Source organism: Phenylobacterium sp. SCN 70-31, assembly GCF_001724605.1.
In the GTDB taxonomy this organism is placed as follows: Bacteria; Pseudomonadota; Alphaproteobacteria; order Caulobacterales; family Caulobacteraceae; genus Phenylobacterium.
This window is the reverse complement of the sequence record NZ_MEEX01000019.1, coordinates 77,988-102,062: the sequence shown is the minus strand read 5'-3', so window position 1 is coordinate 102,062 and position 24,075 is coordinate 77,988. Positions and strand designations below refer to the sequence as shown.

The window sequence follows — 24,075 nt, the reverse complement described above, 5'->3', positions numbered from 1 at the left end:
CATCTTCGGGCGACGGCCGGGGCGCATCCCGGCCGTCGCTGTCCCGGGCTCAGACGAGCGCTTCGAACTCGTCGACCAGGCGTTCCATCTGCCGCATGCCCGCCGCCCAGAAGGCCTTTTCACGGGGGTTGAGGCCGAAGGGCGCCAGCGCCTCGACGTAGGTCTTCGTGCCCCCGGCCGCCAAAAGCTGTTCGTACAGGGGCGCGAACCTGGCGGGGTCCTCCCGGCGCTTCTCCATCAGGGCCCGAACCAGCAGGTCCCCGAACGCGTAGGCGTAGACGTAGAACGGCGCGTGGACGAAGTGGCTGATGTAGGCCCAGTAGTGGCGGTAGCCGTTGTCCAGCCGCACGGCCGGCCCCAGGCTCTCGCGCATGATCTCCATCCAGAGGCCGCCGATCTCGTCGGGTGACAGTTCGCCGTGCTGGCGCGCGGCGTGGAAACGGGTCTCGAACCTGTGGAAGGCGATCTGGCGGACGACCGTGTTGATCCCGTCCTCGATCTTTCCGGCGAGCAGGCCCCGGCGCTCGGCCTTGCTCGCCTCGCCCAGCAGCTTCTCGAAGACCAGGCCTTCGCCGAAGATCGAGGCGGTTTCCGCCAGGGTCAGCGGCGTGCTGGCGAGCAGCGTGCCCAGCGGCTGGCACAGGGTCTGGTGAACGGCGTGGCCCAGCTCGTGCGCCAGGGTGAGCACGTCGCGCCGCTCGCCCATGTAGTTCATGAAGACGTAGGGGTGCCGGTTGGCCGTCACGGAATGGGAATAGGCGCCCGACTGCTTGCCCGGCCGCGGCCTTGCGTCGATCCAGGGCTGGGCGAAGAAGGTGCGCGCCGTGTCGGCGAACTGCGGGGCCAGCGCCTCGAAGCTCTCCAGCACGATGCCCTTCGCCTCGTCCCAGCCGTAGGTGCGCGGCGCCCCCTGGTCGAGAGGGGCGTTCCGGTCCCAGTGGTCCAGGTGTTTGCGGCCGAGGACCTGCGCCTTGAGCCGATAATAGCGGTGGCTCACTGCGGCGTAGCTCTCGACCACCGCCGCCTCCAGGGCCTCCACGGCGTCGGCGTCCACCTCGTTGGCCAGGTGGCGGGACGCGGCGGGCGTGGGATACTTGCGCCAGCGGTCCTCGACCTGCTTCTCGAAAGCCAGGGTGTTGAGCGCGAGCGCCAGCGTCGGCGCGCGCTCGGCCAGGGCCTTGGCCAGCGCCTGCGCGGCGGCCTTGCGATGCGCCGGATCGGGATCGGACGTGCGGTTCAGCAGCTCGGAAAGCGTCAGGGTCTCGCCGGCGACGCGGGCCGACAGCCGAGCCAGGGTCTCGTCGCTCAGGCGCGCCCAGTTGGCGACGGCCGGCGCCTTGTCGATGAGGATGCGTTCGAGGTCGGCCGTCAGCTCGTGAGGGCGGCCCGCCCGGACCTGGCGCAGCCAGGGCCGCCAGCGACCCGCCGGCTTGTGCGCCTTCAGCGCGGCCTCCAGCTCGTCGTCCTCCAGCCGGTTGATCTCCAGCGTGAAGAACAGGCTCATGGCGCCGATCCGGGCGGATCGCGCCCGGAGATCGGCCTCGAACTTGGACCAGGCCGGATCGTCGCGCGCCGTTGAGGCCGAAAGCGAGGCGTAGGCGCCCACGCCCCACATCAGGTTCACCGCTTGCTCGTAGAGTTCGATCCCGCGGTCGATGATTCCGCCCAGCTCGGCCGGTCGCGACCGGGTGGCGATCATCCGGCCCTCGAGCCTGGCCAGTTCCCCGTTCACCCGCTCGGCCTCGGTCAGATCGGTCTCGATCCGCGGGTCTTCGCGGCTGGCGTAGAGATCGTCGAGCCGCCAGGTGGGAAGGGTGTCGGTCTTGAAGGGCGCGTTCATGGGGCCGACCTTAGCGCCGCGGCGCACGCCCGGCCAAGCGGGGGCGTTCCTGGCCATCGACGGCGTCCCGCGCCCCATTCTACAACGCGCCGATGATCGTCTCCGGTGAATCCGGCGCTCCCGCTGGGCGCCTGGCCATCCTGCATCCGCCGGGGCGCATGGGGCTGGGCGCCAATCCGTTCGGGAAGGATGTGGCGAACCTCCAGCTCTGGCAGGCGTTGGCGCGGCACGCGGGCTACGAGGCTCTCGATGTCATGACGTTCCAGCCGGCGGACCCGGTAGAGCTTTCGCAGGCGTTGTTCGGCGCCCAGCCGGCCGTCACCCGCATCGAGACGGCGCTGCTCAGTCGGTCGAAGGCGCCCGAGGCGGCCGGGGCGCTGCTGCGGGGGCAGCCGGAACTCTACGACCTAGCCTGGATGCGCCGGCGCCGGTCGGGAGATCGCGCCTACAGCCTCGTGGGACTGATCCACACCATCGCACCGCCGACGATGCGCCAGATGATCGCCATGACCCAGGTGGCGCCGATGCACGACTGGGACGCGCTGATCTGCACCTCGCCCAGCGTCCGCGACGCCCTGGAGGCGATGTTCGCCGGATGGGGCGAGCATCTTGCGGCGCGAACCGGCGGCGCGCCGCCGCCGCGGCCGCGGCTGCCGGTGATTCCCCTGGGCGTCGATGCGGGCGGTTTCGCCGAGCTGGCGGACCGGCCCGAGGCGCGGGCGCGGGGCCGCGACGGGCTCGGCGTGGCCGAAGACGACGTGCTGGTTCTGTGGGTGGGGCGGCTGTCCTACTTCGAGAAGGCCTTTCCGCAGCCGATGTTCAAGGCGGTGCAGATCGCGCAGGCGTCGGCTGGCCGGCGAATCACCTTCGCCCTGGCCGGCTGGTTTCCCGGCGAGCAAGACCGGGAGCTCTACGAGCAGGCCGCGCGCCGGCACGCCCCCGACGTCGAGGTGCGCTTCGTCGACGGCAACGACCGCGCGCGCCTGGAAGACCTGTGGGCCGCCGCCGACATCTTCCTGTCGCTGGTCGACAATATCCAGGAGACCTTCGGCATCACGCCGGTCGAGGCGATGGCCGCGGGCCTGCCGGTCGTGGTCAGCGACTGGGACGGCTACCGCTCGACCGTGCGCGACGGGATCGAGGGCGTCCTGGTTCCCACCCAGGGGGGGCCGGCCGGCGGGGGCGTAGGCGCGCATCTTGTCGAGCGGCACACCGTCGAGCAGTCCTCCTATCAGGCCTATGTGGGCGCGGTGGCCCAGCATACGGCGGTGCATGTCGGGAAGGCGGCCGAGGCCCTGGCGGCGCTGGCGGCTTCGCGGGATCTGCGCCGACGGATGGGCGCGGCGGGGCGGGCTCGGGTGGCCGAAACGTTGGACTGGCCGATCGTGGCGCGTCAGATCCGGGCGCTCACCGACGAACTGGCCGCCGTGCGCGCCGCCGGCGTCGATCCCTTGGCGCGTCCGGCCTCGGACCCCGTGAAGGGCGATCCGTTCCGGGACTTCGCCGGTTTCGCCAACACGGCGCTGACGCTCGACACCTGGCTGGCGCCCGCACGCGGCGCGACGGCGGATCAGGTCCGCGAACTGGCCGGGCTGGACACGGCCTTTTCCGGCTTTCGCGCGCCGCCCGAGACCTGCGCCCAGGCTTTCGAAGTCATCGCCGTACGGGGCGGCGCCACGGTGCGGGACGTGCTGCTGACGTTTCCGACGGCGCACCGCCGGGCCGTCGAGCTGGGACTGGCTTGGATGTCCAAGTACGGCCTGCTCGACTGGCTGGCGGCGGGTTAGGTCTTCAGAAGCTCGTCCAGCCTGCGGATGTCCACCACCTCGGAGGCGACGCCGCCCTCGAGTTTCATCACCTTGTTGCAGTACAGCTTGAGCAGCGGCGCTTCGTGCGTGGCCAGCACCAGGATGCCGGCGCGTTCGACCAGCTTCAGCAGGCGCTTGTGCGCCACTTTCTGGAAGTCGGCGTCGCCCACGGCGATCCACTCGTCCATCAGCAGGACGTCGCACTCGACCGCCGTCGCGGCGGCGAAGGCCAGGCGGCCCTGCATGCCGGCCGAATAGGTCTTCACCGGCATCGCCAGGAACGGCCCCAGGCCCGTGAAGTCGGCGATCTCGTCCATACGCTCGTCGATCTCGCGCGAGGACAGGCCCGCGATGCGACCGCGCAGGCGGATGTTGTCATAGCCGGTGGCCGAGGGATCTATCCCCAGGCCGAGGTCGAGAAGCGAGGCGATCCGCCCCTGAACCTCGATCGTGCCTTCGTCCGGCTCGTAGGCCCCCGACAGGGCGCGCAGCAGCGTGGTCTTGCCCGACCCGTTGTGCCCGATGAGGCCCAGGCGGTCCCCGGCCCCGAGCCTGAGGTTGACGTTGCTGAGCGCCGTGACATCGGTGACGCCGGCATGGCGGCCCAGGACGCCTCCCACGTTCACCGCGCGCGCCAGGGCCTTCTTCAGGGACTTGGCGTCGGCCCCGTAGACGGGAAATCGGATCGTCAGGTCGGTGCAGGTGATCGAGGCGCCGGTCATAGGTAGTGCACCAGCCGCCGGCGCGTGCGGGCGAAGATGAGGAAGGCCAGGGTCCAGCCGACCAGCGCCATCGCGATCAGCACGGTGTAGGTCAGGCCCGACACCGGCTGTCCCAGCATCGGTCCGCGGACGGCGTGGAGGAGGTGGTAGAACGGATTGTAGTCGAGGAAGACCTGGTGCTTGCCGAAGCGGTCGGGCAGCCAGAACACCGGGGTCATGAAGATCGCGAACTGCATGATCGAGACCACGATCTGGGGGACGTCGCGGTAGCGCGCCGACGCGATCCCCGCGAGCAGTGACGCCCAGCTCACGTTCATCAGCATCAGCAGGACGCCCAGAATGGCGAGAGGGATGTCGGCCTTTCCCCAGTAGCCGTAGAGGGTGAGCATCGCCACGACGATGACCATGTGGTGGGCGAGGTTGATCAGGTTCCGAAAGACCGTGCGCCAGACGAAGGTCAGCATCGGCAGGTTGGTCTGGGAGAGGATCCCCGACGCCAGCACGAAGGCCTCGCACCCTTCGTTGATGACGCCGGTCATGACCCCGAAGAAGACGATGCCGAGCGCCACATAGGGCAGGAACTGCGCCAGCGGGATGTTGAAGAGGCTCGCGTACAGGATGCCGATGCCCAGCACCATCAGCCCCATCGAGAGCGTGATCCAGAACGGGCCGAGGACCGATCCGCGATAGCGGGACTTCACGTCGTGCGTGGCGAGCGACCAGGCCAGCCCGATCCGCCCGAACGAGTTCCGCAGATCCCGCTGCGCCATCTGAAGCTGGAACAGCGCGCCGCGCTGCCCCGTCCGCAGCATGTGGGTGGCGGTTTGCATGGCCTCTCTCGACAGAAGGCGGGTCCGGCAGAAGGGTGGCCCGACGGAAGGCGGACACCACAGAAGGCAGGCGAGGTATCAGCCGCGGGATTCGGGCGCAAGGATGGCCCCGGTTCGGCAGGCGGCCGAGGGCGTTTTGCCACGACGCGACGGGCGTGTTAGCCGGGCGCGTGGCCCAAACCCCTGCAAGACCGGCCCCTGACCGGATCGCCCGTGACATGAACGGAATCCCGACCGTTTCGCTGGAGGGCGCGGGCGTCTGGCTGGTCGTGCCCTGCTACAAGGTGCGGGGGCATATCCTTCGCGTCATCGCCAGGACGCCGGCCTGGTTCGAGGGAATCGTCTGTGTCGACGACGCCTGTCCGGACGGCTCGGGCGACTTCATCGAGGCCGAGAACACCGACCCGCGCGTGGTGGTCCTGCGGCTGCCGAAGAATCAGGGGGTCGGCGGCGCCATGCTGGCGGGATACGCAGAGGCCGCGCGTCGGGGCGCGCGCGTGATGGTCAAGGTCGATGGCGACGACCAGATGGATCTGTCCTACGCCGCCCAGCTCGTCGCGCCGATCCTGCTGGGCGAGGCCGACTACGCCAAGGGCAACCGTTTCACCTCGATCAGCCACCTGACCAGCATGCCGACGATCCGCGTGCTGGGAAACGCGATGCTGAGCTTCGCGGCCAAGCTCTCGACCGGCTACTGGAACATCTTCGACCCCACGAACGGCTACACGGCCATCGAGGCGAACGTAGCGGGGCTGGTGATGGAGAAGCGGATATCCCGGCGCTTCTTCTTCGAGACCGACCTGCTCTACCATCTCGGAACGCTGCGGGCGGTGGTGCGCGACGTTCCGATGCCCGCGCGCTACGCCGACGAAGTCTCGAACATCCGCATCGGCCAGATCGTCGGACCCTTTGCGCTGAAGCACCTGCGCAATTTCGCCCAGCGGGTCATGGGTCAGTACTTCGTCCGCGACTTCAACGCCGCCAGCCTGGAGCTGGTGTTCGGCCTGTTCTTCCTGCTGTTCGGCGTTGGCTACGCCCTGAGCTATCTGGCCACCCGGGCGCCTGAGCAGGCGGCTTCGGCCGGCGTCGTCATGCTGGCCGCCCTGCCGGTGATCCTCGGCGTGCAGTTCCTGCTTCAGGCCATGAACTTCGATGTGCTGAACGTGCCCAGCCGTCCGATTCACCCGTATCTGAACGTGCTCAAGGAGCTGGAATCAGAGGAAGGCGCGCCGTGAGCCCCAAGGACATGGCGCTGTGCGCCACCCTGGCCCTGGCGATGCCGCTGGGCCAGATGCTGTTCAAGTGGGGTGCGGTCCTCAACGCGCGGCTGGAAGGCCCGCTTGTGCTGCGTATTCTCCAGAACGGTCCGCTCCTGGGCGCCTTCGCCTGGTACGGCCTGACCGCGCTGCTCTGGTTCTACATCCTGACGCGGGTGCCGCTCTCGCTCGCCTACGCCTTCTCGCTCACGGGAACGTGCCTGGTTCCGCTGGCCGCCTGGCTGGTGTTCAAGGAGCAGTTCACGTGGAGCATGGTGGCGGGCTACAGCCTGATGATCGCGGGCCTGTTCCTCGTGGTGCGTCCCGCGTGAACGCCTGGACGCCGGCTGGCGGCGGCGCGCGCTGGGCGCTGTGGCTCGTGCTGGTTGCGGCCTATGCGATGGTGATGCGGCTCAACCTGCCGGGCCATCTGTCGGTCGATTCGGTGCTGGCCCTCCGGGAGGGCCGCCTCGGTGTCCGGGAAACCTGGAACCCGGCGGTCTTCGGCTGGCTGCTGGGTCTCGCCGACCGCCTGCATCGCGGGACGGCCGTGGCGATGGGCGTCGGCGCCGCGCTCCTGTTCGCCGCCTGGGCGGCGATGGCGGGCCTGCATCGCCGGACATCCTGGCTGGCCCCCGTCGCGGCGGCGGGCCTCATTTTCCTGCCCCAGGCGCTGATCTACCCCGGCATCGTCTGGAAGGACGTCTGGTTCGCCGAGTGCGCCGTGGCGGGCTTCGTGGTGCTCGCCTTCGCGCTGCAGGCGCGTCCGGTGCTGGTGCGGCTGGCCCTGTTCGTCGCGGCGGCGGCCCTCTTCGCCCTGGCGGGCCTTCTGCGCCAGAACGGCCTTGTGCTCGCGCTGGCGGCCGGGGCCGCGATCGTCGCGGTGGGGTGGTCGGCGGGGCGTGGTCGGGCGCTGGCGGCCGGGGCGCTGTGGGTGGCGACGGTCGCCTTCGCGAGCTTCGTGCTCAGCGTGATCGCCCAGCCCCAGGGCGTCGGCGCGCGGCCGGATTCCGCCGGCGCCAAGGGCGTGCGGATCGTGCAGGTGTACGACATCATCGGCGCCGCCGCGCGAGAGCCGTTGCCGTTGTCCCACCTGGACGCCTTCGATCCCACCCTCGACGATCTGGTGCGGGCGCGGGCGCGTGACCTCTACTCGCCGGAGCGGGTCGATACGCTGATGGCCGACCGGGCGTTCGGGGCGCGCCTGGGACAGGCGCCGGATGCGGTGATCCGGGCCGAGTGGCTGGACCTGATCGTCCGCGAGCCGGCCGTCTATCTCGCCACCCGCGCCGACGCCTTCCGATGGGTGTTCGCGACGCCGGTCATCGACCGTTGCCTGCCGGTGCACGTCGGCGTCGCCGGCCCGGATTTCGCGCTGAACGACCTTCGGATGCCGCCCCGGCGGGCCGTGGGCGACACCCGGCTCTACAATTATGTGACGTGGTTCCTGGACACCCCGGCCTATTCGCACATCACCTATGCGGTCATCGCTCTGGCCGTGGGATTGCTCGTTCTCATCCGGCGGACGCCCGCGGACTGGGCGATGGCGGCGTTCATGGGCGGCGCGCTGGCGTTCACCGCCAGCTTCTTCGTGATCTCGCTGGCCTGCGACTACCGCTACCTCTACCTGCTGGACATCGCCGCGATGACCGGGCTGCTCTACGTTGCGATGGCGCCGCCCTGGTCGAAGCGCGACAGCCAGGCGCGTGCGGTCTCGGGCCGCGGGCGGCGGGCCTCGATGAAGCGGTAGAGCGAGAGCTGGCGGCCCAGGCCGAACGCGCGGACGTTCACGTCGTCGAACATCGCCCGGACCAGCCGCTCGATCTCGGCTGCGTCGTTGACGTGCTCGTGGGCCATGAGCTGGCCGTAGTTCAGGCCGTAGCGCAGGCGGAACTCCAGGCCGGTGGTCATGGACCAGCCCAACCGCCACAGCAGCCCGCCTTCCGAGGGGATCGCCGCCCGGAATACGCCCGAGGGCGTCAGCAGAAGCGCCGAGCGCGCCAGCAGCACGGGCAGGTCGCAGACGTGCTCCAGGGCGGCGATGCTCACGATCCGGTCGTAGCGACGGTCGGCGGGGACGTCGGCGATGTCTGCGAAGGCGTCGCGCACCCGCGCCTGGTGTGGCGAGCCGGCGTAGAGTTCGGCGAACGGCTCGACGATGTCGTAGGGCGCGCCGGCGGGCTCGAAGGGGAGCTGATTCAGGTTGCCGGCCCCGACTTCGAGCGTCGGGCGAGCCTCGCCCCCGGCGACGTCGGCGGCGACCTGCCGGTGCATCCAGCGTTCCAGGCGCTGCGAGAGCGAGGCGGCGGTGCTGCCGCCGGCCCGGTTCTCGGCGTACTGCTGCGCATAGATCTCCGCGAGCCTCGGCGGCAGGGGCGGGCGGGTCTTGGGGAAGCGCGCGAGCGCGGCGTCGAGGGTCATGGGGGACTCACTTGCGGGCCAGGGCCTCGGACGCTTCGGCGTCGATGCGATCGAGGAGCTGAAGGGCGGTGTCGAGGTTCCGCTGGTCGGCGCGCCAGCCGTCCTCCAGCCGGCGGGTGAGCGCGCGCAGTTCGGCCTCCAGCCCTTCGGCGACCTGAAGGCGGGCGCGGGCGTCGGCCAGCTCGATGCGGACGGCGGCGAGGTCGCGGGCCATCGGCGAGACCAGGGGCCCGATCTCGCGGCGGCGTTCGGCCAGGCGGGCCGCCGCGGCGTCGAGGGCTTGGGGGCCAGGCGTTTCGCCTGCCGCGCGCGCCTGGAACCAGGCCAGAACCTGCGCCGCGATCTCGCCGGCCCAACCCAGGCCTTTGAGGCCGTCCTCGCCCGCGTTGTGGCGGAGTTCGGGAGTCAGGAACCTGTCGATGCGCTTGCCCGCCGCCTCGGTCAGACGCGGCAGGTGCGCGCCGTGCGCCGCCTCGATCCGGGCTGTCTCGGCTCGCCAGTCGGCGAGCAGGGCGTCGTAGCCGACGAAGGCCCGGGGCAGGTCGCGGGTATAGGCCTCGGCCGCCAGCATGTAGGCGCTCCAGACCAGCACCGACTTCTCGGCCGCGAACCCGTCGCGCCGGCGCAGCGAGCCGGCGACGGCCAGGGGGTGACGCACGGGAATCACGCAGCGGGCCGCCACGCCGCGCGCATCCAGCACCCGGCGCCAAAGGGGCAGCAGGACGGTGGCGCGGGGGTCCTTCATCAGCGGCCAGGGCGTCTTGGGGAACTCCTCGTCGAACAACGCGGTGGCCCGTTCGACCCAGGCGTCCTCGTCGTCGGCCGGCAGCGGCGCATAGGGAAATGCGAACGGGTCGTCCCAGGCCGAGCCGCCCGCCCGCAGGCGCTCGTCGTTGAAGATCGCGATCTTCCAGGGCTCGAAGTACCCCTTGGCGTTATGCTCGTCCCCCGGCATCACGTTGGCGGGCAGGGTCGCGCCGGCCAGCGCCAGGAGCTGCGTCACCGCCGAGGTGCCCGAGCGGTGCATGCCCAGCACCAGATAGGCGGTGCGTGGCTTCGAAGGGGCGGCCGTCTTGCTCATGCCATGCGGGTGGTACGGGCCGACCGTCGCGCCTGCAAGCGCCGATCGCGCCGGACGGGCCGAGGTTGATCCCCCCTGCCACATGTTGCATGTCAGCCTCGCGGCGCCCCCGGCCGTCCCCGACCGTTTCCGGAGCTTCAAGGCCTTGATGGCCCCCCTCGTCGCCCTCGCCCACGACCGCCCTCGCACCGAGATCGGCTATCGCGCCGTGGCCGTCGCCTTCGATGCGCGGTTCTATCGTGCGGTCTACACCGACCTGCCGGCCGGGATGGACGCGCTGTGGCACTACCGGATGGCCGGCGAGGCGGAGGGGCGCGATCCGGCGCCCTGGTTTTCGACCGAGGCCTATCGGCGCGATCATCCCGATGCGGCCGAGGCGGAGGGTGGTCCCTTCGCCCACTATCTTCTGGAAGGCCGCTTTCAGGGGCGCGAGGTCGCCGCGTCGCCGCATGCCTGGGACTATTTGGGGGCCTCCGGCTGGGCGCCGCCCGCCTGGCAAGACGTTGCGCAGGGTGACGGGCCGGGCCGACGGGGGGGCGTCGCCGGCGCGGGTGCGCCCAACCTCTCCGACCAGCGGGCGGTCGTCGGCGCCGACTTCGACGCCGCCTACTATCTGGCGGTGAATCCCGACATCGCGGCGTCGGGGATGGACCCTCTCGACCACTTCCTGCGGACCGGCTGGCGGGAGGGACGCGATCCGTCGCCGCGGTTCTCGGTGCGCGACTATCTGGAGGCGCATCCCGACGTCGCCGCCAGCGGCCTCAATCCCTTCGTCCACTACGTCATGGCCGGCCGGGCCGAGGGACGTGCGGCGAAGATCGACCTGGGATTCCGCTACGAGATCCTGTCGCGGGCCCGGCCGGCGGCTGGCCGCCTGGACGACGCGCGGGACGCGGCGGCGCGTCTGCGTCCCGACGCGCCGGAACGGCTGGCCGAGGGATTGGGGCGGTTGCGCGACCTGCACGTGACCTTCAGCCACGATGACTATGTGCGGAATTCGGGGGGGCTCCAGGCCTGCGTGCGACGCGAGAGCGCCGGATTCGCTGCGGCGGGCGTGGCGCACCTCCACCTCTATCCGGCATCGCCCTGGCCGATGGTTCGGACGCCGGAGGAGCCGGGTCTGTTGGGCGTGCTGCTGGATGGCGTCAGCCTGGGTGTCCATCCGTCTCGGGCCGTCGCCCGCGCGCTGGCGGACGCGGCGACGACCGGGGGCCGGCGCACCTTCGCGGTGCACAGCCTGCTGGGCCACGACGCCGACGCCACGGCCGATATCCTGGCGGCGGCGGGACTGTCGGCGGGCTTCTTCTGGCTGCACGATTTCGCCAGCGTGTGCGCGGGCGTCCATCTGGTCCGCAACGACGTCGAGGATTGCGGCGCGCCGCCGGCCGACAGCCCGGCCTGCGGCGTCTGCGACTATGGCCCCTTCCGCGCCCGCCACGAGACGGCGCACCGACGCCTGTTCGAGCGCCTGGCCCTTACCGTGGTCGCACCCTCGCGGGTGACGCTGGATTTCTGGCGCGCACGCACCGACCTGCCTGCGACGGGCGCCGTGGTGCTGCCGCACGCCGAGCTGACGCCTCGAACCGGGGCCGGCGGGCCGCGGACCGGCGTGCTCCGAACCGCTTTCCTGGGCATGCCGGCGGCGTTGAAAGGCTGGCCCGTGTTCCGCGATCTGGCCCAGAGGTTCGCCGACGATCCCCGCTACGATTTCGTGCACCTCGGCGGACGCCCCGATCCGGCCGCGCCGGCGGACTTCCACCCGGTCGTGGTGAGCGTGGAACAGCCGCTCGCGATGCGCGACGCCGTCGAGGACCTGGAGGTGGATATCGCGCTGATCTGGCCCCTGTGCCGGGAGACCTTCTCGTTCACGGCCTACGAGGCGGCGGCCGGGGGCGCGGCCGTCCTGACCGGTCCCGACAGCGGCAACGTGGCGGCCTTCGCGGCGTCCGGCCGGGGCGTCGTGCTCCCCGACGAGACGGCCCTCGCCGAGGTCTTCGCCTCGGGCGAGATCATCCGCATGGCGCGTGGTGGCCGAACGGGGGGCGAACTGTTCGACCTGGCCTTCAGCGGCATGACGGCGGATCTGGTCGGGAAGGGCGCGAAATGAGGCGGCTCGTCGCGGCCATGCTGCCGCCGGACATCCGTCGCCGGCTCCGTCGGACGCCGCTGCACGGCGACCACGCGATCGCCGCGCGGGCGTTCGACCGGGCTTTCTATCTTTCGACCTACGCCGACGTGGCGGCGGGCGGGGGCGATCCGCTCGATCACTACATGGCCCATGGCTGGCGCGAGGGCCGCGACCCCAGCCCGGCCTTCTCGACCCGGGTCTATCTGGAGATGTTCCCGGATGTGTCGGAGTCGGGCGTCAACCCGTTCGTCCACTGGCTCACCACGGGGCGGCCCAGGTTGCGGCGCCCGCCGCCGCCCTACGGCTTTCGCTACGACGTGATCGCGCGGCTGGCGTCGATGGACGAACGCCTGGACGCACTGCCGCCGGCCGCGCCCGCCTCGGGAACCGCCGCCGACCTCGACGACGCCTTGGCCCGAGCCCGCAGCCGCCTGGCGGGCCTGCACGTCACCTTCAGCCACGACGATTTCACCGCCACGGTCGGCGGACTTCAGACGGCCATTCGCCGTGAAGCCGTCCGGCTGGAGGCCGACGGACGCGACCATCTGCACGTCTTCCCGGCGCGGCCCTGGCCGGTGGTGCGGCCCGTAGGTGTCGAGGAGCCGCTGGGCGTGGTCTGGAACGGTGCCTTCCTCGGCTATTTCGACGCTGTCGACCTGTGTGGGGCGCTGGCGCGGGCGGTCGCGGCGACGTCCGGCGCGGAGAGCGGCGGATCGCGCAGCTTCGCCATCCACAGCCTGCTGGGCCACGATGCGGATACGGTGGCCGACGTCCTGGCGGCGGCAGGCCTTTCGGCGGGGCATTTCTGGTTGCACGACTTCGCCAGCCTGTGCGCCGGCTTCCACCTCCTGCGCAACGACGTCGAGGATTGCGCTGCGCCGCCGCCCGACAGTCCGGGGTGCGGGGTGTGCGTATACAGCCCCTGGCGTGCTCGCCATGAGGCGGCCCATGCCCGCCTGTTCGAACGCCTGCGGCTCACCGTCGCCGCACCGTCCCGGAACGCCTTGGACCTCTGGGAGGCCCGCGCGCGCCTGCCCCACGCCGGCGCCGTCGTGCTGCCCCATGCGACCCTGACGGCGTGCGGCCCGGCGCCCGCGGACGGCGGCAGGCCGTTCCGTCTGGCCTTCGCGGGCCTGCCGGTGGCCCACAAGGGCTTCCCGATCTTCGCCGAGCTGGCGTCGCGGTTCGCCGACGACGCCCGCTACGAATTCCTCCATCTCGGCGCGCGCCGAGATCCAGGGGCCGAATGCGGGTTCGAGGCCGTGACCCACGACATGTCCGGCGCGCTTGCGCGCGTGCAGGCCGATGCGGTGCTGGTCTGGCCCCTGTGCCGCGAAACCTTCTCCTTCGTCGCGTACGAGGCGGTGGCCGCGGGCTGCGCGGTCGTCACGGGGCCCGACAGCGGCAACGTCCGCGCCTTCGTCGACGAGACCGGCCACGGGCTGAGCCTGCCCGACGAGGCCGCCCTGAGGGCCGCGTTCGAGTCGGGCGCGATCCTCGATCTGGCCCGCGCACGAAGGCGTCCCATGCTGTACGACCTGCGCTTCAGCGCCCTTTCGCTGGACCTGCCGCGCCCATGAAGATCCTCTGCTACTCCAGCTTCACGTTCTCGTACCTCAACCGGGCGCGGGTGCTGTTCCAGACCCTCAAGCGCCACCATCCCGATTGGGAGCTGGCGGCGTTGATCACCGATCGGCCGCCCGAGGGCTTCGTGTTCGATCCGGCGTCCGAACCGTTCGACCGACTCGTCTGGGCCGAGGACCTGGGCATCCCGGACTTCACCGGATGGCTGTTCCGCCACGACGTGGTCGAGGTCTGCACGGCGGTGAAGGGGCCGTTCATCCACCAGGCCTGCGGCTGGGGCTTCGACGCCGTGATCTACATGGACCCCGACACCGCCGCGCTGGGTACGCTGGCGCCGCTGGAGTCCTGGCTGGAAGAGCACGACATCCTGCTCACCCCGCATCTGGTCGATCCCAACGACGATCATGCGGCGATCCTCGACAACGACCTGTCCGCCTCGCGGACCGGCATCTTCAATCTGGGCTTCGTAGCCATCCGGACGACGGGCGAGGGCGCGCGCTTCGCCCGCTGGTGGAACGACCGGCTGCTGTCGTACTGCTACGACGACATGCCAAGCGGCCTCTTCGTGGACCAGCGGTGGTGCGACCATGTGCCGGCGCTGTTCGACAAGGTGAAGGTCGTGCGCGATCCCGGCTACAACGTGGCGAGCTGGAACCTCTCCACCCGGACGGTCTCGGTGGAGAAGGACGGGCGCATCCTGGTCAACGGCCATCCCCTGCGGTTCTGGCATTTCACCAAGCTGGGGGCGATCGGCGACGCCATGACCCGCCGTTACGCCGGCTCGAATCACCCCGTCTACGAGATCTGGGCCTGGTACCGGCGTCAGGTGGCCGCGGCGACCGACCCGGCCATCCCGGAACGCTGGTGGGCCTATGGCGCCTATGACGACGGCCGGCCCATCGCCAAGTCGGATCGTGTGCTCTATCGGGAGCGGCCGGACCTGCAGTCGGCCTTCCCCAACCCCTTCGCCTCCGGACGCGGAACCTTCCAAGAATGGCTCGAAACCGAAGGGGCGTGACCCCGGCGGCGGCCGGCGTCCAGCCGGACGGCGCCGCCGCGATCCTCGCCGAGCGCGGGCGCACGCTGGAGAGGGTTCAGGCCCTGGCCCGCGAGCACGCCGGCCTGCGCCGGGTGGCGCACGACGCCCAGCTTCGCGAGGCTCTGACGCGGACGGAGCTGAGTCTGGCGCTGTTCGAGGCCGCTGCGGGCCGCGCCGAGGCCGAGGCCCGCCTCCGCGCCCAGGCGCTCTCAGCCTGGCGGCGCCTGGCGAGGGTCCGTCCGTCCCGTCGGCACAATCGGCCCAGCAAGGCGCTGGATCGCTTCCTGGCTCGCCTGGGGTCGCTCGGACAGGCCCTGGTGATCGCGCGCAGCGGCGTCTGGCGTGGCGAGGGGCGGGCGCTCCACGATCTGCGCCACATGGCGGCCTACGCCCGGCGTGGCGCACGGTCCGACGTCGCGCCGGCGGCGCTGTTCAGCCAGGCGGCCTATCTGTCGGCCTATCCCGACGTGGCCGCAGCCCGGGTCGCCCCGCTGGTCCACTATCTCGTCAGGGGCGGGTTCGAAGGCCGTGCGCCGGCGTCGTTCTTCCAGCCCGCCTGGTATGCGTCGCGCCACGCCCATGCGCTGGCGGCGACCGGCCTCTCGCCGCTGGAGCACTACGTCCGGGCGGGTGCCCGCGAGGGGGCTTCGCCGCATCCGTTGTTCGACGTGGGTCACTATCTCGCCCAAGGCGTGGAACTGGCGCCCGACGACGATCCGCTTTCGCACTATCTGCGCGAGGGCTGGAGACGGGGGCTCTCGCCCGGTCCGCTGTTCGATCCGGCCTGGTACGCGGCCCAGGTGGGCGCGCGGGTCGGTTCCGAACCCGGGCCGCCGTTGCTGCACTACCTCGACCAAGGCTGGCGCGACGGCGTCTCGCCGCATCCGCTGTTCGATGCACGATGGTACCGGGAGACCTATCCGGACGTGGAGGCTGCGGGCGTGGATCCGCTCACCCACTATCTCCTGGAGCCGCCTGAGCATTTCCGGCGGCCCGGTCCCTGGTTCGACGCCGAAGCCTACGCGACGGCGCGGGGCGAAGATCGTCCTGCGGGTCTCAATCTGCTGATCGACTATCTGTTGGGCGGCGCCTGGAAGGCGCGAGACTTCGGGCCGGGTTCGTCCGCGGCCGTCTATCTGGCGCGCCGGCCGGAATTGGCGCGGACGGGCGTCACGCCCCTAGAGCACTGGGCGCGGCAGGGACGGGCGTGAACGCATCCTCCAGGCCCGGGACCGAGCACAGGCGGGTCCGAAGGACCTCGTAGTAGTCCGCGGTGTAGTGGAAGGGGCTGAGGCCCCAGCGGTGGTCGGGGTCGGCCAGCGGCGGCGTCGCCGCCTCCACCACCTCGATCCCCGGCATCGCCGCCAGGAACGCGGCGTCCTGGCGCGCGAGCAGGTCGTTGTAGGGGGCGATGTCGGTGGGCTGGCCAGAGACGATCTGGACGTCGCGAATCGGTTCGTCCGTTCCGTCCGCCAGCCGGAGATGGCTCGCCCACCGGGCGCGGTGCAGAACTGGCCGCGCATGAGCCAGGGGGGTCGATCGGACGAGGGCCGCGAACTGGGCCAGTCCCTCGGCCCACAGGCGCTCGGCGACGGCCGACAACCTGGGGATCACACGGGCGCCGTCGAAGGCGGGTTGCGCCCCATAGCCGCTGCGGAGCAGCTCGCTGCTGCGACTGGCCAGCGCCGCGCCCGCGGACACCAGGTCGAAGCGCTCGTCGATGAAGTCGAAGATCAGGTGCGTGGGATCGAAGGCGACCAGACTGGCCAGGGCCGTCTTCCGCAGATCGGCGACCAGGGCGCGATGTTCATGGGCGGTCAGGCCCTCGGGCGCGCTTGCGGCGGGTTCGAAACCGGCCACCGGCGGCGAGAACAGACTCGGGAGGCTGGTCCGCGAAATGTAGAGCAGCCGCTCGGCGCCGCCGCCCCGAACGGGCCAGAGGTCGCGGGTGATGCAACTCCCGAGAATGGCGATGCGCGGCTCCATCCCGGTCCCTTACCATGCCGAGCGTGCGTCGAGTCGCGGCATTGACAACCCGTGGGAGGGCCATCATCTACCGGCCCGTTCGCCTAGGGACGGGTCACGACCGCCAAACTTCCGGCGCGTTCATCCTTTTTGTCGAAGTATGGTGTATCAGGCCCTAAAGGTCTGGCGGGACGGCTTTAGCGACACATGAAGTTTCTGACGTTCCTCACGGACCTGCCCGACAACGTGCTCGGCCGCGCCCTGCGCGAGGGCCGCCGCCCGGCCATGGTCGCGTTCGGCTTCAGTCTGGTGTCGAACGTCCTCTACCTGGCTCTTCCGCTCTACACTTATCAGGTCTACGGCCGGGTCCTGACCAGCCAGAGTCAGGCGACGCTCTGGTCGCTGACATTGATCACGCTGTTCGTCTTCATCATCTCGAGTGTCATCGACGACTTCCGGGCGCGCATCCTGATCAACTACGGCGTGGCCCTGGACCAGCGGGTTTCGGGGCGGGTGTTCAGCAGCCTGTTCGACGCGGCCGTCCGCGGCGGCGCTGGCGCCCGCGCGCAGGCGTTGCGCGACCTGGACCAGTTCCGGCAGGCGCTCACCGGCATCGCGGCTGCGGCCTTCTTCGACGTGCCGTGGATCCCGGTCTTCCTGGGCGTTCTCTTCATCATCGACCCGCTGATCGGTGTGGTCACCCTGATCGGCGCGGCGATCCTGGTGATGCTGGCGATCGCGCAGGCGCGGGCCACACAGTCGGCGCTCAAGGAGGCCAATGACGCCGCGCTGCGCAGCTACGCCTTCACCGACGCGGCGCTTCGCAACGGCGAGGTGGTTCGGGCGATGGGGATGCTGCCCACCCTGGGCCAGGCCTGGGCGCGTCACCGCGCGGTGACGATCGAGCGCGGCGCGGCCGCCTCCGAGGCGTCGAACTTCTACACCGACGCCATCAAGGCGGTGCGGATGGGCATGCAGGTGCTGACCATCGGGCTGGGCGCGTTCCTGATCCTGAAGGGCTCGATCCACCCCGGCATGCTGTTCGCCAACATGATCCTGGTCAGCCGGGCGCTGCAGCCGATCGAGAAGATCGTGGGATCGTGGGATCCGCTCAACGCGATGTACCGGGCGTACCTTCGGCTCAACCAGTTGCTGGAGACCGCCGAGGCGCCGGCCGCCGCCACCGCCCTTCCGCGACCGCTGGGCAAGCTTTCGGTGGAGGGCGTGAACTTCGCCCCGCCCAGCGTTCAGCGCCTCGTCCTGTCGGGCGTCAACTTCACCATCGAACCCAGTGAAGTCCTGGGCGTGATCGGCCCCTCGGGCGCCGGCAAGTCCACCCTCGCGCGTCTGCTGGTCGGAATCTGGAAGCCGCTGAACGGCGTGGTGCGCCTGGACGGCGCCGACGTCTTCACCTGGGATCGCGCCGACTTCGGCCGCTACGTCGGCTATCTGCCGCAGGACACCGAACTGTTCGCCGGCACCGTGCGCAACAACATCGCGCGCTTCCGGGAAGGGGTCACCGATGAGGAGGTGGTCGCCGCCGCCCAGCTCGCCGGAGTCCACGAGCTCATCCTGCGCATGCCCAAGGGTTACGACACCGATGTCGGCGAAGGGGGAACGGTGCTGTCCGCCGGCCAGCGCCAGCGCGTGGGCCTCGCCCGATGCCTGCTGGGCAATCCCGCCTTCGTGGTGCTGGACGAGCCGAACGCCAACCTCGACGCCGAGGGCGAGGACGCCTTGATGCGCGCCATCGATGCGATGAAGGCCAACGGCGCCACCGTCGTCATCATCTCGCACAAGCCCGGCGTGTTTCGCGCCGCCGACAAGATGCTGGTGCTGCGCGACGGCCGCGTCGAATTGTTCGGCCCGCGCGATCAGGTGATGGCGCGCCTCGTGAAGCCCGCCCAGCCGCAGGCTCCTGCGGCGGAAGTGCGCGCGGTGGAGGGTGGCCGGTGAAGCTCGACCTGAAGCCGTTCCGCCCGTCGCAGGCGCCGTCGGCCTACGTCCCGCCCACCTTCGGCGCCGAGGACCCTGGGCCGATGGCGCCCGAGCTGCGGGAGCGCCTGCGCCGCCCGATGCTGGTGGGCGCGGGCGTGATCGCCGTGTTCGTGGTGGGGCTTGGCCTTTGGGCGTCGTTCAACTCCCTGGCGTCGGGAATCACCGCCGGGGCGGCGGTTCGCGCCGACTCGCAGCGCAAGACGCTGCGCCATAAGGAAACCGGGATCGTGAAGCAGATCCTGGTGAAGGAGGGACAGCAGGTCCGCGCCGGTCAGCCGCTCCTGCTCTTCAACGACGTCGAGGCCCGTGCGGCGGTCGACGTGCTGCAGAACCAGTACGACACGCTCCTGGCCCAGAACGCCCGCTACACGGCGGAAGCCCTGGGCAGGACTTCGCTGGAACTGCCGCCCGAACTGACGGCGCGCATGGGCGAGGCCGGGGTCGCCACCATCATCCGGGACCAGCAGTTCCTCTTCACCACCCGCCAGCAGCTCTTCCAGAGCCAGTCGGCCGTCCTCATGCAGCGCATCGAGCAGCAGGAGACCCAGATCCAGGGCGCGCAGGCGCAACTCGACTCCATCGTCGAGCAGCAGCGCCTGACCGAGGAGGAGCTCTCGGGCTACCGCAAGCTCAACGAGCAGGGCTTCGCGCCGAAGACTCTCATCCTGCGCTACGAGCGCAGCCTGGCCGAGTTGGGCGGCCGCCGCGGCCAGCTCAACGCCGACATCGCCCGGCTACGGCAGCAGATGGGGGAGACCCGGCTCCAGCTCGCCTCGTTGCGCAACGAACGCGCCACGCAGTCGGCCGAAGGTCTGCGCGACAGCCAGACCAAGCTCTCCGACGTGATCCCCCGCCTCACGACCGCCCGCCAGACCCTGGCCTCGACGGTCGTCCGCGCTCCGGTGGACGGCTATGTGTTCAACCTGACCCAGTTCACCGTGGGCGGCGTGGTCGGCGGCGGCGAGGTCATGATGGATGTGGTGCCGACCGGCACGCCGCTGACCGTCACCGCCACCATCAAGCCGGAGGACGTGGACGAGGTCCGTGTCGGCATGCCGGCGAAGGTGAAGCTGACCGGTCTCAATCAGCGCTTCAGCGATTCGCTGGATGCCGAGGTGTCCGTGGTTTCGGCCGATCGGTTCACCGACGAGAAGAACGGGACCGCATATTACAAAGTCGATCTGCGCATCCTCCCCACCGAGTTGCGCAAGCTGAAGAAGGGCGTCGAACTGACGCCGGGCATGCCGGCTCAGGCGCTCATCGTGACGGGCGAGCGGTCGGTCATGAGCTACCTGATCTCGCCCATCACCGAGACCCTGGAAGACGCCTTCCGCGAACAGTAGAGGCGCCGCCGCCACACCGCCGAACACTCGGATTCCGGGGGCTTTTTCAGGTTGCGCAATTGGCGGGGTTCCGATACGTCTCCCCTTGGGCTCGTCTAACCTGCGCCGCAGCCGTGCTATGGCGCGTGGGGTAATGGACCGCTGGGATGCTCTGCCGCGAGTGGAGGTCAAGCGTTCCAGGGGTCCGTGTGACACAGACTGGAGAGACTAATGGCGACTTATCTTTTTGAGACGATCACGGAAGCGCAGGCTCTCGCCTACAACGCCGCGAACGACGTACTCGTCTTTGGTGGCGTCGGCGAGCGTGCGGTGACCACGTCCGTGATCTTCAATCCCGCGACGGCGACCTCCGCCGCGACGGTGACGATCATCTCGGGCCTCACGGGCCGCGCGGTGACGTTCAGCAACTCGATCGCGACCGGCACGGCCGGTGAAGTCGTGTTCCCCGACAGCTCGTCGCTGTTCATCGGCGGCGCGGGCGACGACGCCGGCACCGGCGGCGCGGGCGGTGACGCCCTGTTCGGCGGTGCGGGCGCTGACACGCTCAACGGCGCCGGCGGCGCCGACGTGCTGCAGGGCAACCAAGGCGATGACAGCATCGTCGGCGGCACGGGCAACGACACCGCTTACGGCGGCCAGGGCAGCGACGAACTCGACCTGGGCGACGGCAACGACTTCGGTCAGGGCAACATCGGCAACGACACCATCAATGGTGGCGCGGGCAACGACACCGTGCTGGGTGGCCAAGGCGATGACGTGATCGACGGCGGCGCCGGCGACGACTTCATCAACGGCAACCTCGGCAACGACTCGCTCACCGGCAGCGGCGGCAACGACCAGATCTTCGGTGAAGCCGGCGACGACACGATCAACGCCACCAGCGGCGCGACCAACTCGGTCACGGTCGATGGCGGCGACGGCAACGACACGATCACGGCCACGGCTGGCGTCGTGAACATCCAGGGCGGCGCGGGCGCGGACGACATCACGTTCACCGGTGCGGGCTTCGTCCAGGGCGGCGCCGGCGATGACACCGTCACCGCCACCAGCACCAGCGCCAACCTGACCGTCCTCGGCGGCCAGGGCAACGATGTGATCGACGCCTCGGCGGCTACGGCGGGCGGCGTGTTCAACGGCAACCTGGGCGATGACTCCATCGCTACGGGCGGCGGCAACGACCGCGTCTTCGGTGAAGACGGCAACGACACGATCGACGCCGGTGCGGGCAACAACACCGTCAGCGGCGGCATCGGCAACGATGACATCACCGCCGGAGCCGGAAACGACAACATCGACGGCGGCGACGGCAACGACACCATCGTGGCCGGTGACGGCGCGAACACGGTCGATGCGGGCGCTGGCAACGACAACGTCACCGCGGGCGCTGGCAACGACACCGTCACCCTCGGCGATGGCAACGACACCGCCGACGCGGGCGCCGGCAACGACACCATCAGCGCGGGCGCCGGCAACGACAGCGTCATCGCTGGCGCCGGCAACGACGTCGTCTCGGGCGGTGAAGGCAACGACACCCTCGATGGCGGCGCCGACAACGACCAGATCGACGCTGGCGGCGGCAACGACAGCGTGATCGGCGGAGCCGGCAACGACACCGTGCAAGGTGGTGACGGCAACGACACCATCGTGGGCGGTGCGGGCACCGACTTCCTGTCCGGTGGCAATGGCGCTGACCGCTTCGTGTTCGCTTCGGGCGACTCCGGCGTCACCGCTGGTTCGCTGGATCAGATCCTCGACTGGGAGACGGTGGACACCCTCCGCTTCAACGGCCTGGGCGCTGCGACCGAAGGTTCGAACTACATCGAACTGTCGGCCAGCACCTACGACGCGGCGAAGCTCCTTGCCGACGCCCAGATCGCGGGCGGCGTCATCGACTACGTGGTGATCCAGGTCGGCACGAACGTCGTGGTCTTCGCGGACACCGGCGCCAACAACGGCACGGCGGAAGACGCGGTCGTGCTGGTGGGCCGCACCCTGGCCGACATCAGCGCGTCGAACATCGTCGGCGTCTAACGTCCGAACGATGAGCTGAACAAGGATCGGGCCGCCCCTCGGGGCGGCCCTTTTCTTTTGCGCTATGCATCATCGCGATTGTCGCCGTGGGGCCATGCCACGGCCTTCCCCCCGGGAACGTGTCGAGTGTCCCGCAGAGCGCCCGCCGATTGAGCGTCGTTCCACCGCGGACTATGGGGCGCCCTTACCGCCAGGATCTGTTCGGGCCGCGCTCTACAGCCTCGTCTGAAAGCGCCGCGACAGGACGACCGTCCCCTTCCGCCAGACGCGATACTCGGCGGAATAGATTCCCCGCGGCCACCCCGCCGCGGGTCGCTTCTTCCCCACGTAAATCATCTCCTGCGCCCGCCAGTTGGCCAGCGGGGGCCGCCGGCTGCGCGCCAGGCTGACACCGTCCGGACCCTTGAGATCCAGTTCCACCTCGTCGCCCGGCAGGAGCGCGATGGCTCTCGCGTAGGCCACGAGCACACCGGCGCCGGCGTCGGGTGCGCGGATCGCGCCGCCTTCGATCTGATCCTGGCTCACGGGGGTCGCCGAGAAGCCGGTGTTGAGGATCGCGCCGGCCCGATAGGGCATCCGGGCCGCCGCCTCGGGCGTCCACAGACCCGCCGCCGCCCCGCCGCCGCAGGTCTGGCCAGCGTCGGGACGGAAGGGATCGACGACCCGGCCGGCGCGCCGCACGGTGAAATGGAGGTGCGGATACTCGGTCAGTCCCGAAAGGCCGATCCGCCCCAGGGGCGCGCCGGCCGCCACCGCTTGTCCCTCGGCCACGCCGATGCTGCCGCGGGCCATGTGGCAGTACTGCGTCTCCCACCCGCCGGCATGCGTGATCGCCACGCCGTTGCCGCACTCTTCGCCCGCGACCGACGGCGCGCCCACGGCCTTCACCGAGATGTCGGGTTTGCCGTCGCGTACGGCCCGCACGCGCCCTGGGGCCGCAGCCAGCACCGCGACGCCCCGACGCTGCGCCGCGAGGTCGGGCAGACGGATGTCGACGCCGTTGTGCCCCTCGTAGGTCATGGTCCCGCAGCGATGATCACGCACGCCGGGACCGGGATCCCGATCGACGTAGTGCTGGATCTCGCAGGTCCGGCCGGGCTGACAGGCGACGGGAAAGGCCAGTGACGGGGCGCCGGGGGGCTGGGCGGTCACCGGCGCGGCCAGGGCCGCCGACGCGCCAATGGCGAAGGTGGTGCGGAGGAGGAGCGCGCGGCGCATGATGCGACTCCTTCGGGAACGCCGGGGCCAATGTATGGCCGTCAGGTCTCGAAGCGGACACCCGTCAGATCGGCCAGTCGTTCGGCGTCGCGGGCGTAGACCAGTCGCAGGTGGGCGACGTCCTCGCTCGTGAGCACGGAAGGATAGTCCGCCGACCGCCCCACGTGTGATTCGCGGGACGCGGGCGTCGCGGCGGGCGCCAGACCCAGGAAGTCCCGCACCCTGTCCAGGGTCGCGCCGCCCTGCCGCCGAAGGTCCTCGGATCGGAGGAACAGCAACTGCTCGCGTGGGAACAGGCCCAGGAGCCGCTCGGCCTGCTCACCGTAGAAGCCGCGCTCCACGTAGCTGAACTCGCGATGGTGGCCCCAGGGTTCGGTCTGGAACAGCCGCTGTCGCCCTTCGCGGACGCACCAGGCGAAGGGGCGCGTCTCCACGCCGCGGGCGTACTCCATGCGCCAGTGCGACCAGGCCCGCTGAATGGGGTCGCGCATCACCACGATCAGTCGCATGGCCGGATTGTAGGCGGCGATCCGTTCGAGGCTGTTCGGCCAGTAGGTATAGATCGGCGTGGCTTCGCCTCGCGGGCGTCCGTCCGGCATGGGGAAGCGGGCGTGGTAGGGAGCATAGTCTGGCGCCGACCAGTCCACGCCCTCGTCATCGAAGAAATGAAGCTCCTTTTCGGCCGGCAAGGCCATGTCGCCGTAGTCGCCGAGATAGTCGAAGAGGGCGGTCGTGCCGCCCTTCTGGACGCCGGCGATCAGGAAGCTGACAAGGGGCGGCGCGGCCATGCCGTCCCATCCCCCGTAGCGGC

The 24,075-nt window shown here is 70.3% G+C and carries 19 protein-coding genes; 11 read left to right on the top strand and 8 right to left on the bottom strand.

Features of this window, described 5'->3' with window-relative positions:
* Positions 1-49: 49 nt before the first annotated feature.
* A complete protein-coding gene (locus ABS78_RS14955) occupies positions 50-1,840 on the bottom strand; it encodes a M3 family oligoendopeptidase (RefSeq protein ID WP_293380815.1) in 1,791 nt (596 codons plus the stop codon).
* 92 nt (positions 1,841-1,932) lie between these two features.
* Between ABS78_RS14955 and ABS78_RS14950 the strand changes: the two genes are divergently transcribed.
* Positions 1,933-3,627 carry a glycosyltransferase family 4 protein gene (locus ABS78_RS14950; protein WP_293380812.1) on the top strand — a complete coding sequence of 565 codons (1,695 nt, stop codon included), beginning with the start codon at positions 1,933-1,935 and terminating at the stop codon, positions 3,625-3,627.
* On the opposite strand, the gene ABS78_RS14945 is transcribed toward ABS78_RS14950, so the two are convergent.
* A complete protein-coding gene (locus tag ABS78_RS14945) occupies positions 3,624-4,370 on the bottom strand; it encodes an ABC transporter ATP-binding protein (RefSeq protein WP_293380809.1) in 747 nt (248 codons plus the stop codon). The genes ABS78_RS14950 and ABS78_RS14945 overlap by 4 nt on opposite strands.
* Positions 4,367-5,200, bottom strand: coding sequence for an ABC transporter permease (locus ABS78_RS14940; RefSeq protein ID WP_293380806.1), 834 nt, complete (start codon positions 5,198-5,200; stop codon positions 4,367-4,369). Before ABS78_RS14940 ends, ABS78_RS14945 begins: the two co-directional genes overlap by 4 nt.
* 218 nt (positions 5,201-5,418) lie before the next feature.
* Here ABS78_RS14940 and ABS78_RS14935 point away from each other — a divergent pair, with 218 nt between their 5' ends.
* From ABS78_RS14935 to ABS78_RS14925, 3 genes are read left to right on the top strand one after another with little or no spacing between them, the layout of a single operon-like run.
* Entirely contained in the window at positions 5,419-6,435 is a 1,017-nt protein-coding gene (locus ABS78_RS14935; RefSeq protein ID WP_293380803.1) for a glycosyltransferase family 2 protein, read from the top strand.
* Entirely contained in the window at positions 6,432-6,788 is a 357-nt protein-coding gene (locus ABS78_RS14930) for an EamA family transporter (RefSeq protein ID WP_293380801.1), read from the top strand. The genes ABS78_RS14935 and ABS78_RS14930 overlap by 4 nt, the downstream gene beginning before the upstream one ends.
* Positions 6,785-8,206 (top strand): hypothetical protein, encoded by a 1,422-nt coding sequence (locus ABS78_RS14925; protein WP_293380798.1) that lies wholly within the window; start codon positions 6,785-6,787, stop codon positions 8,204-8,206. Before ABS78_RS14930 ends, ABS78_RS14925 begins: the two co-directional genes overlap by 4 nt.
* Here the strand turns inward: ABS78_RS14925 and ABS78_RS14920 are convergent.
* Together ABS78_RS14920 and ABS78_RS14915 are read right to left on the bottom strand one after the other, a co-directional pair.
* On the bottom strand, positions 8,116-8,877 hold the full coding sequence (locus ABS78_RS14920; protein WP_293380795.1) for a methyltransferase domain-containing protein: 762 nt from the start codon (positions 8,875-8,877) through the stop codon (positions 8,116-8,118). The two genes, ABS78_RS14925 and ABS78_RS14920, sit on opposite strands and share 91 nt — an antisense overlap.
* A 7-nt stretch (positions 8,878-8,884) precedes the next feature.
* On the bottom strand, positions 8,885-9,958 hold the full coding sequence (locus ABS78_RS14915) for a hypothetical protein (RefSeq protein WP_293380792.1): 1,074 nt from the start codon (positions 9,956-9,958) through the stop codon (positions 8,885-8,887).
* 148 nt (positions 9,959-10,106) lie between these two features.
* Between ABS78_RS14915 and ABS78_RS14910 the strand changes: the two genes are divergently transcribed.
* From ABS78_RS14910 to ABS78_RS14895, 4 genes are read left to right on the top strand one after another with little or no spacing between them, the layout of a single operon-like run.
* The gene (locus ABS78_RS14910) at positions 10,107-12,065 is read left to right on the top strand and encodes a hypothetical protein (RefSeq protein WP_293380789.1); all 1,959 of its coding nucleotides are present in this window, start codon (positions 10,107-10,109) and stop codon (positions 12,063-12,065) included.
* Positions 12,062-13,666, top strand: coding sequence for a hypothetical protein (locus ABS78_RS14905; RefSeq protein WP_293380786.1), 1,605 nt, complete (start codon positions 12,062-12,064; stop codon positions 13,664-13,666). The genes ABS78_RS14910 and ABS78_RS14905 overlap by 4 nt, the downstream gene beginning before the upstream one ends.
* Complete coding sequence (locus tag ABS78_RS14900; RefSeq protein ID WP_293380783.1) at positions 13,663-14,688, top strand: hypothetical protein; 1,026 nt, start codon at positions 13,663-13,665, stop codon at positions 14,686-14,688. The genes ABS78_RS14905 and ABS78_RS14900 overlap by 4 nt, the downstream gene beginning before the upstream one ends.
* Positions 14,664-15,920, top strand: a complete 1,257-nt coding sequence (locus tag ABS78_RS14895) for a hypothetical protein (RefSeq protein ID WP_293380780.1) — start codon at positions 14,664-14,666, stop codon at positions 15,918-15,920. Before ABS78_RS14900 ends, ABS78_RS14895 begins: the two co-directional genes overlap by 25 nt.
* Here ABS78_RS14895 and ABS78_RS14890 read toward each other — a convergent pair.
* Positions 15,880-16,695 (bottom strand): DUF6270 domain-containing protein, encoded by an 816-nt coding sequence (locus tag ABS78_RS14890; protein WP_293380777.1) that lies wholly within the window; start codon positions 16,693-16,695, stop codon positions 15,880-15,882. The two genes, ABS78_RS14895 and ABS78_RS14890, sit on opposite strands and share 41 nt — an antisense overlap.
* A 186-nt stretch (positions 16,696-16,881) precedes the next feature.
* On the opposite strand from ABS78_RS14890, the gene ABS78_RS14885 reads away from it, so the two are divergent.
* The 3 genes from ABS78_RS14885 (at position 16,882) to ABS78_RS14875 (ending at position 22,046) form a co-directional block, all read left to right on the top strand.
* Positions 16,882-18,630, top strand: a complete 1,749-nt coding sequence (locus ABS78_RS14885) for a type I secretion system permease/ATPase (protein WP_293380774.1) — start codon at positions 16,882-16,884, stop codon at positions 18,628-18,630.
* Positions 18,627-20,015 (top strand): HlyD family type I secretion periplasmic adaptor subunit, encoded by a 1,389-nt coding sequence (locus ABS78_RS14880; protein WP_293380771.1) that lies wholly within the window; start codon positions 18,627-18,629, stop codon positions 20,013-20,015. The genes ABS78_RS14885 and ABS78_RS14880 overlap by 4 nt, the downstream gene beginning before the upstream one ends.
* Positions 20,016-20,225: 210 nt before the next feature.
* The gene (locus ABS78_RS14875; protein WP_293380767.1) at positions 20,226-22,046 is read left to right on the top strand and encodes a calcium-binding protein; all 1,821 of its coding nucleotides are present in this window, start codon (positions 20,226-20,228) and stop codon (positions 22,044-22,046) included.
* 213 nt (positions 22,047-22,259) lie between these two features.
* On the opposite strand, the gene ABS78_RS14870 is transcribed toward ABS78_RS14875, so the two are convergent.
* Positions 22,260-23,264, bottom strand: a complete 1,005-nt coding sequence (locus ABS78_RS14870; protein WP_293380765.1) for a M23 family metallopeptidase — start codon at positions 23,262-23,264, stop codon at positions 22,260-22,262.
* A gap of 41 nt (positions 23,265-23,305) precedes the next feature.
* Positions 23,306-24,052: a sulfotransferase domain-containing protein gene (locus tag ABS78_RS14865; protein WP_293380762.1), complete on the bottom strand. Its 747-nt coding sequence runs from the start codon at positions 24,050-24,052 to the stop codon at positions 23,306-23,308.
* Positions 24,053-24,075 lie beyond the last annotated feature (23 nt).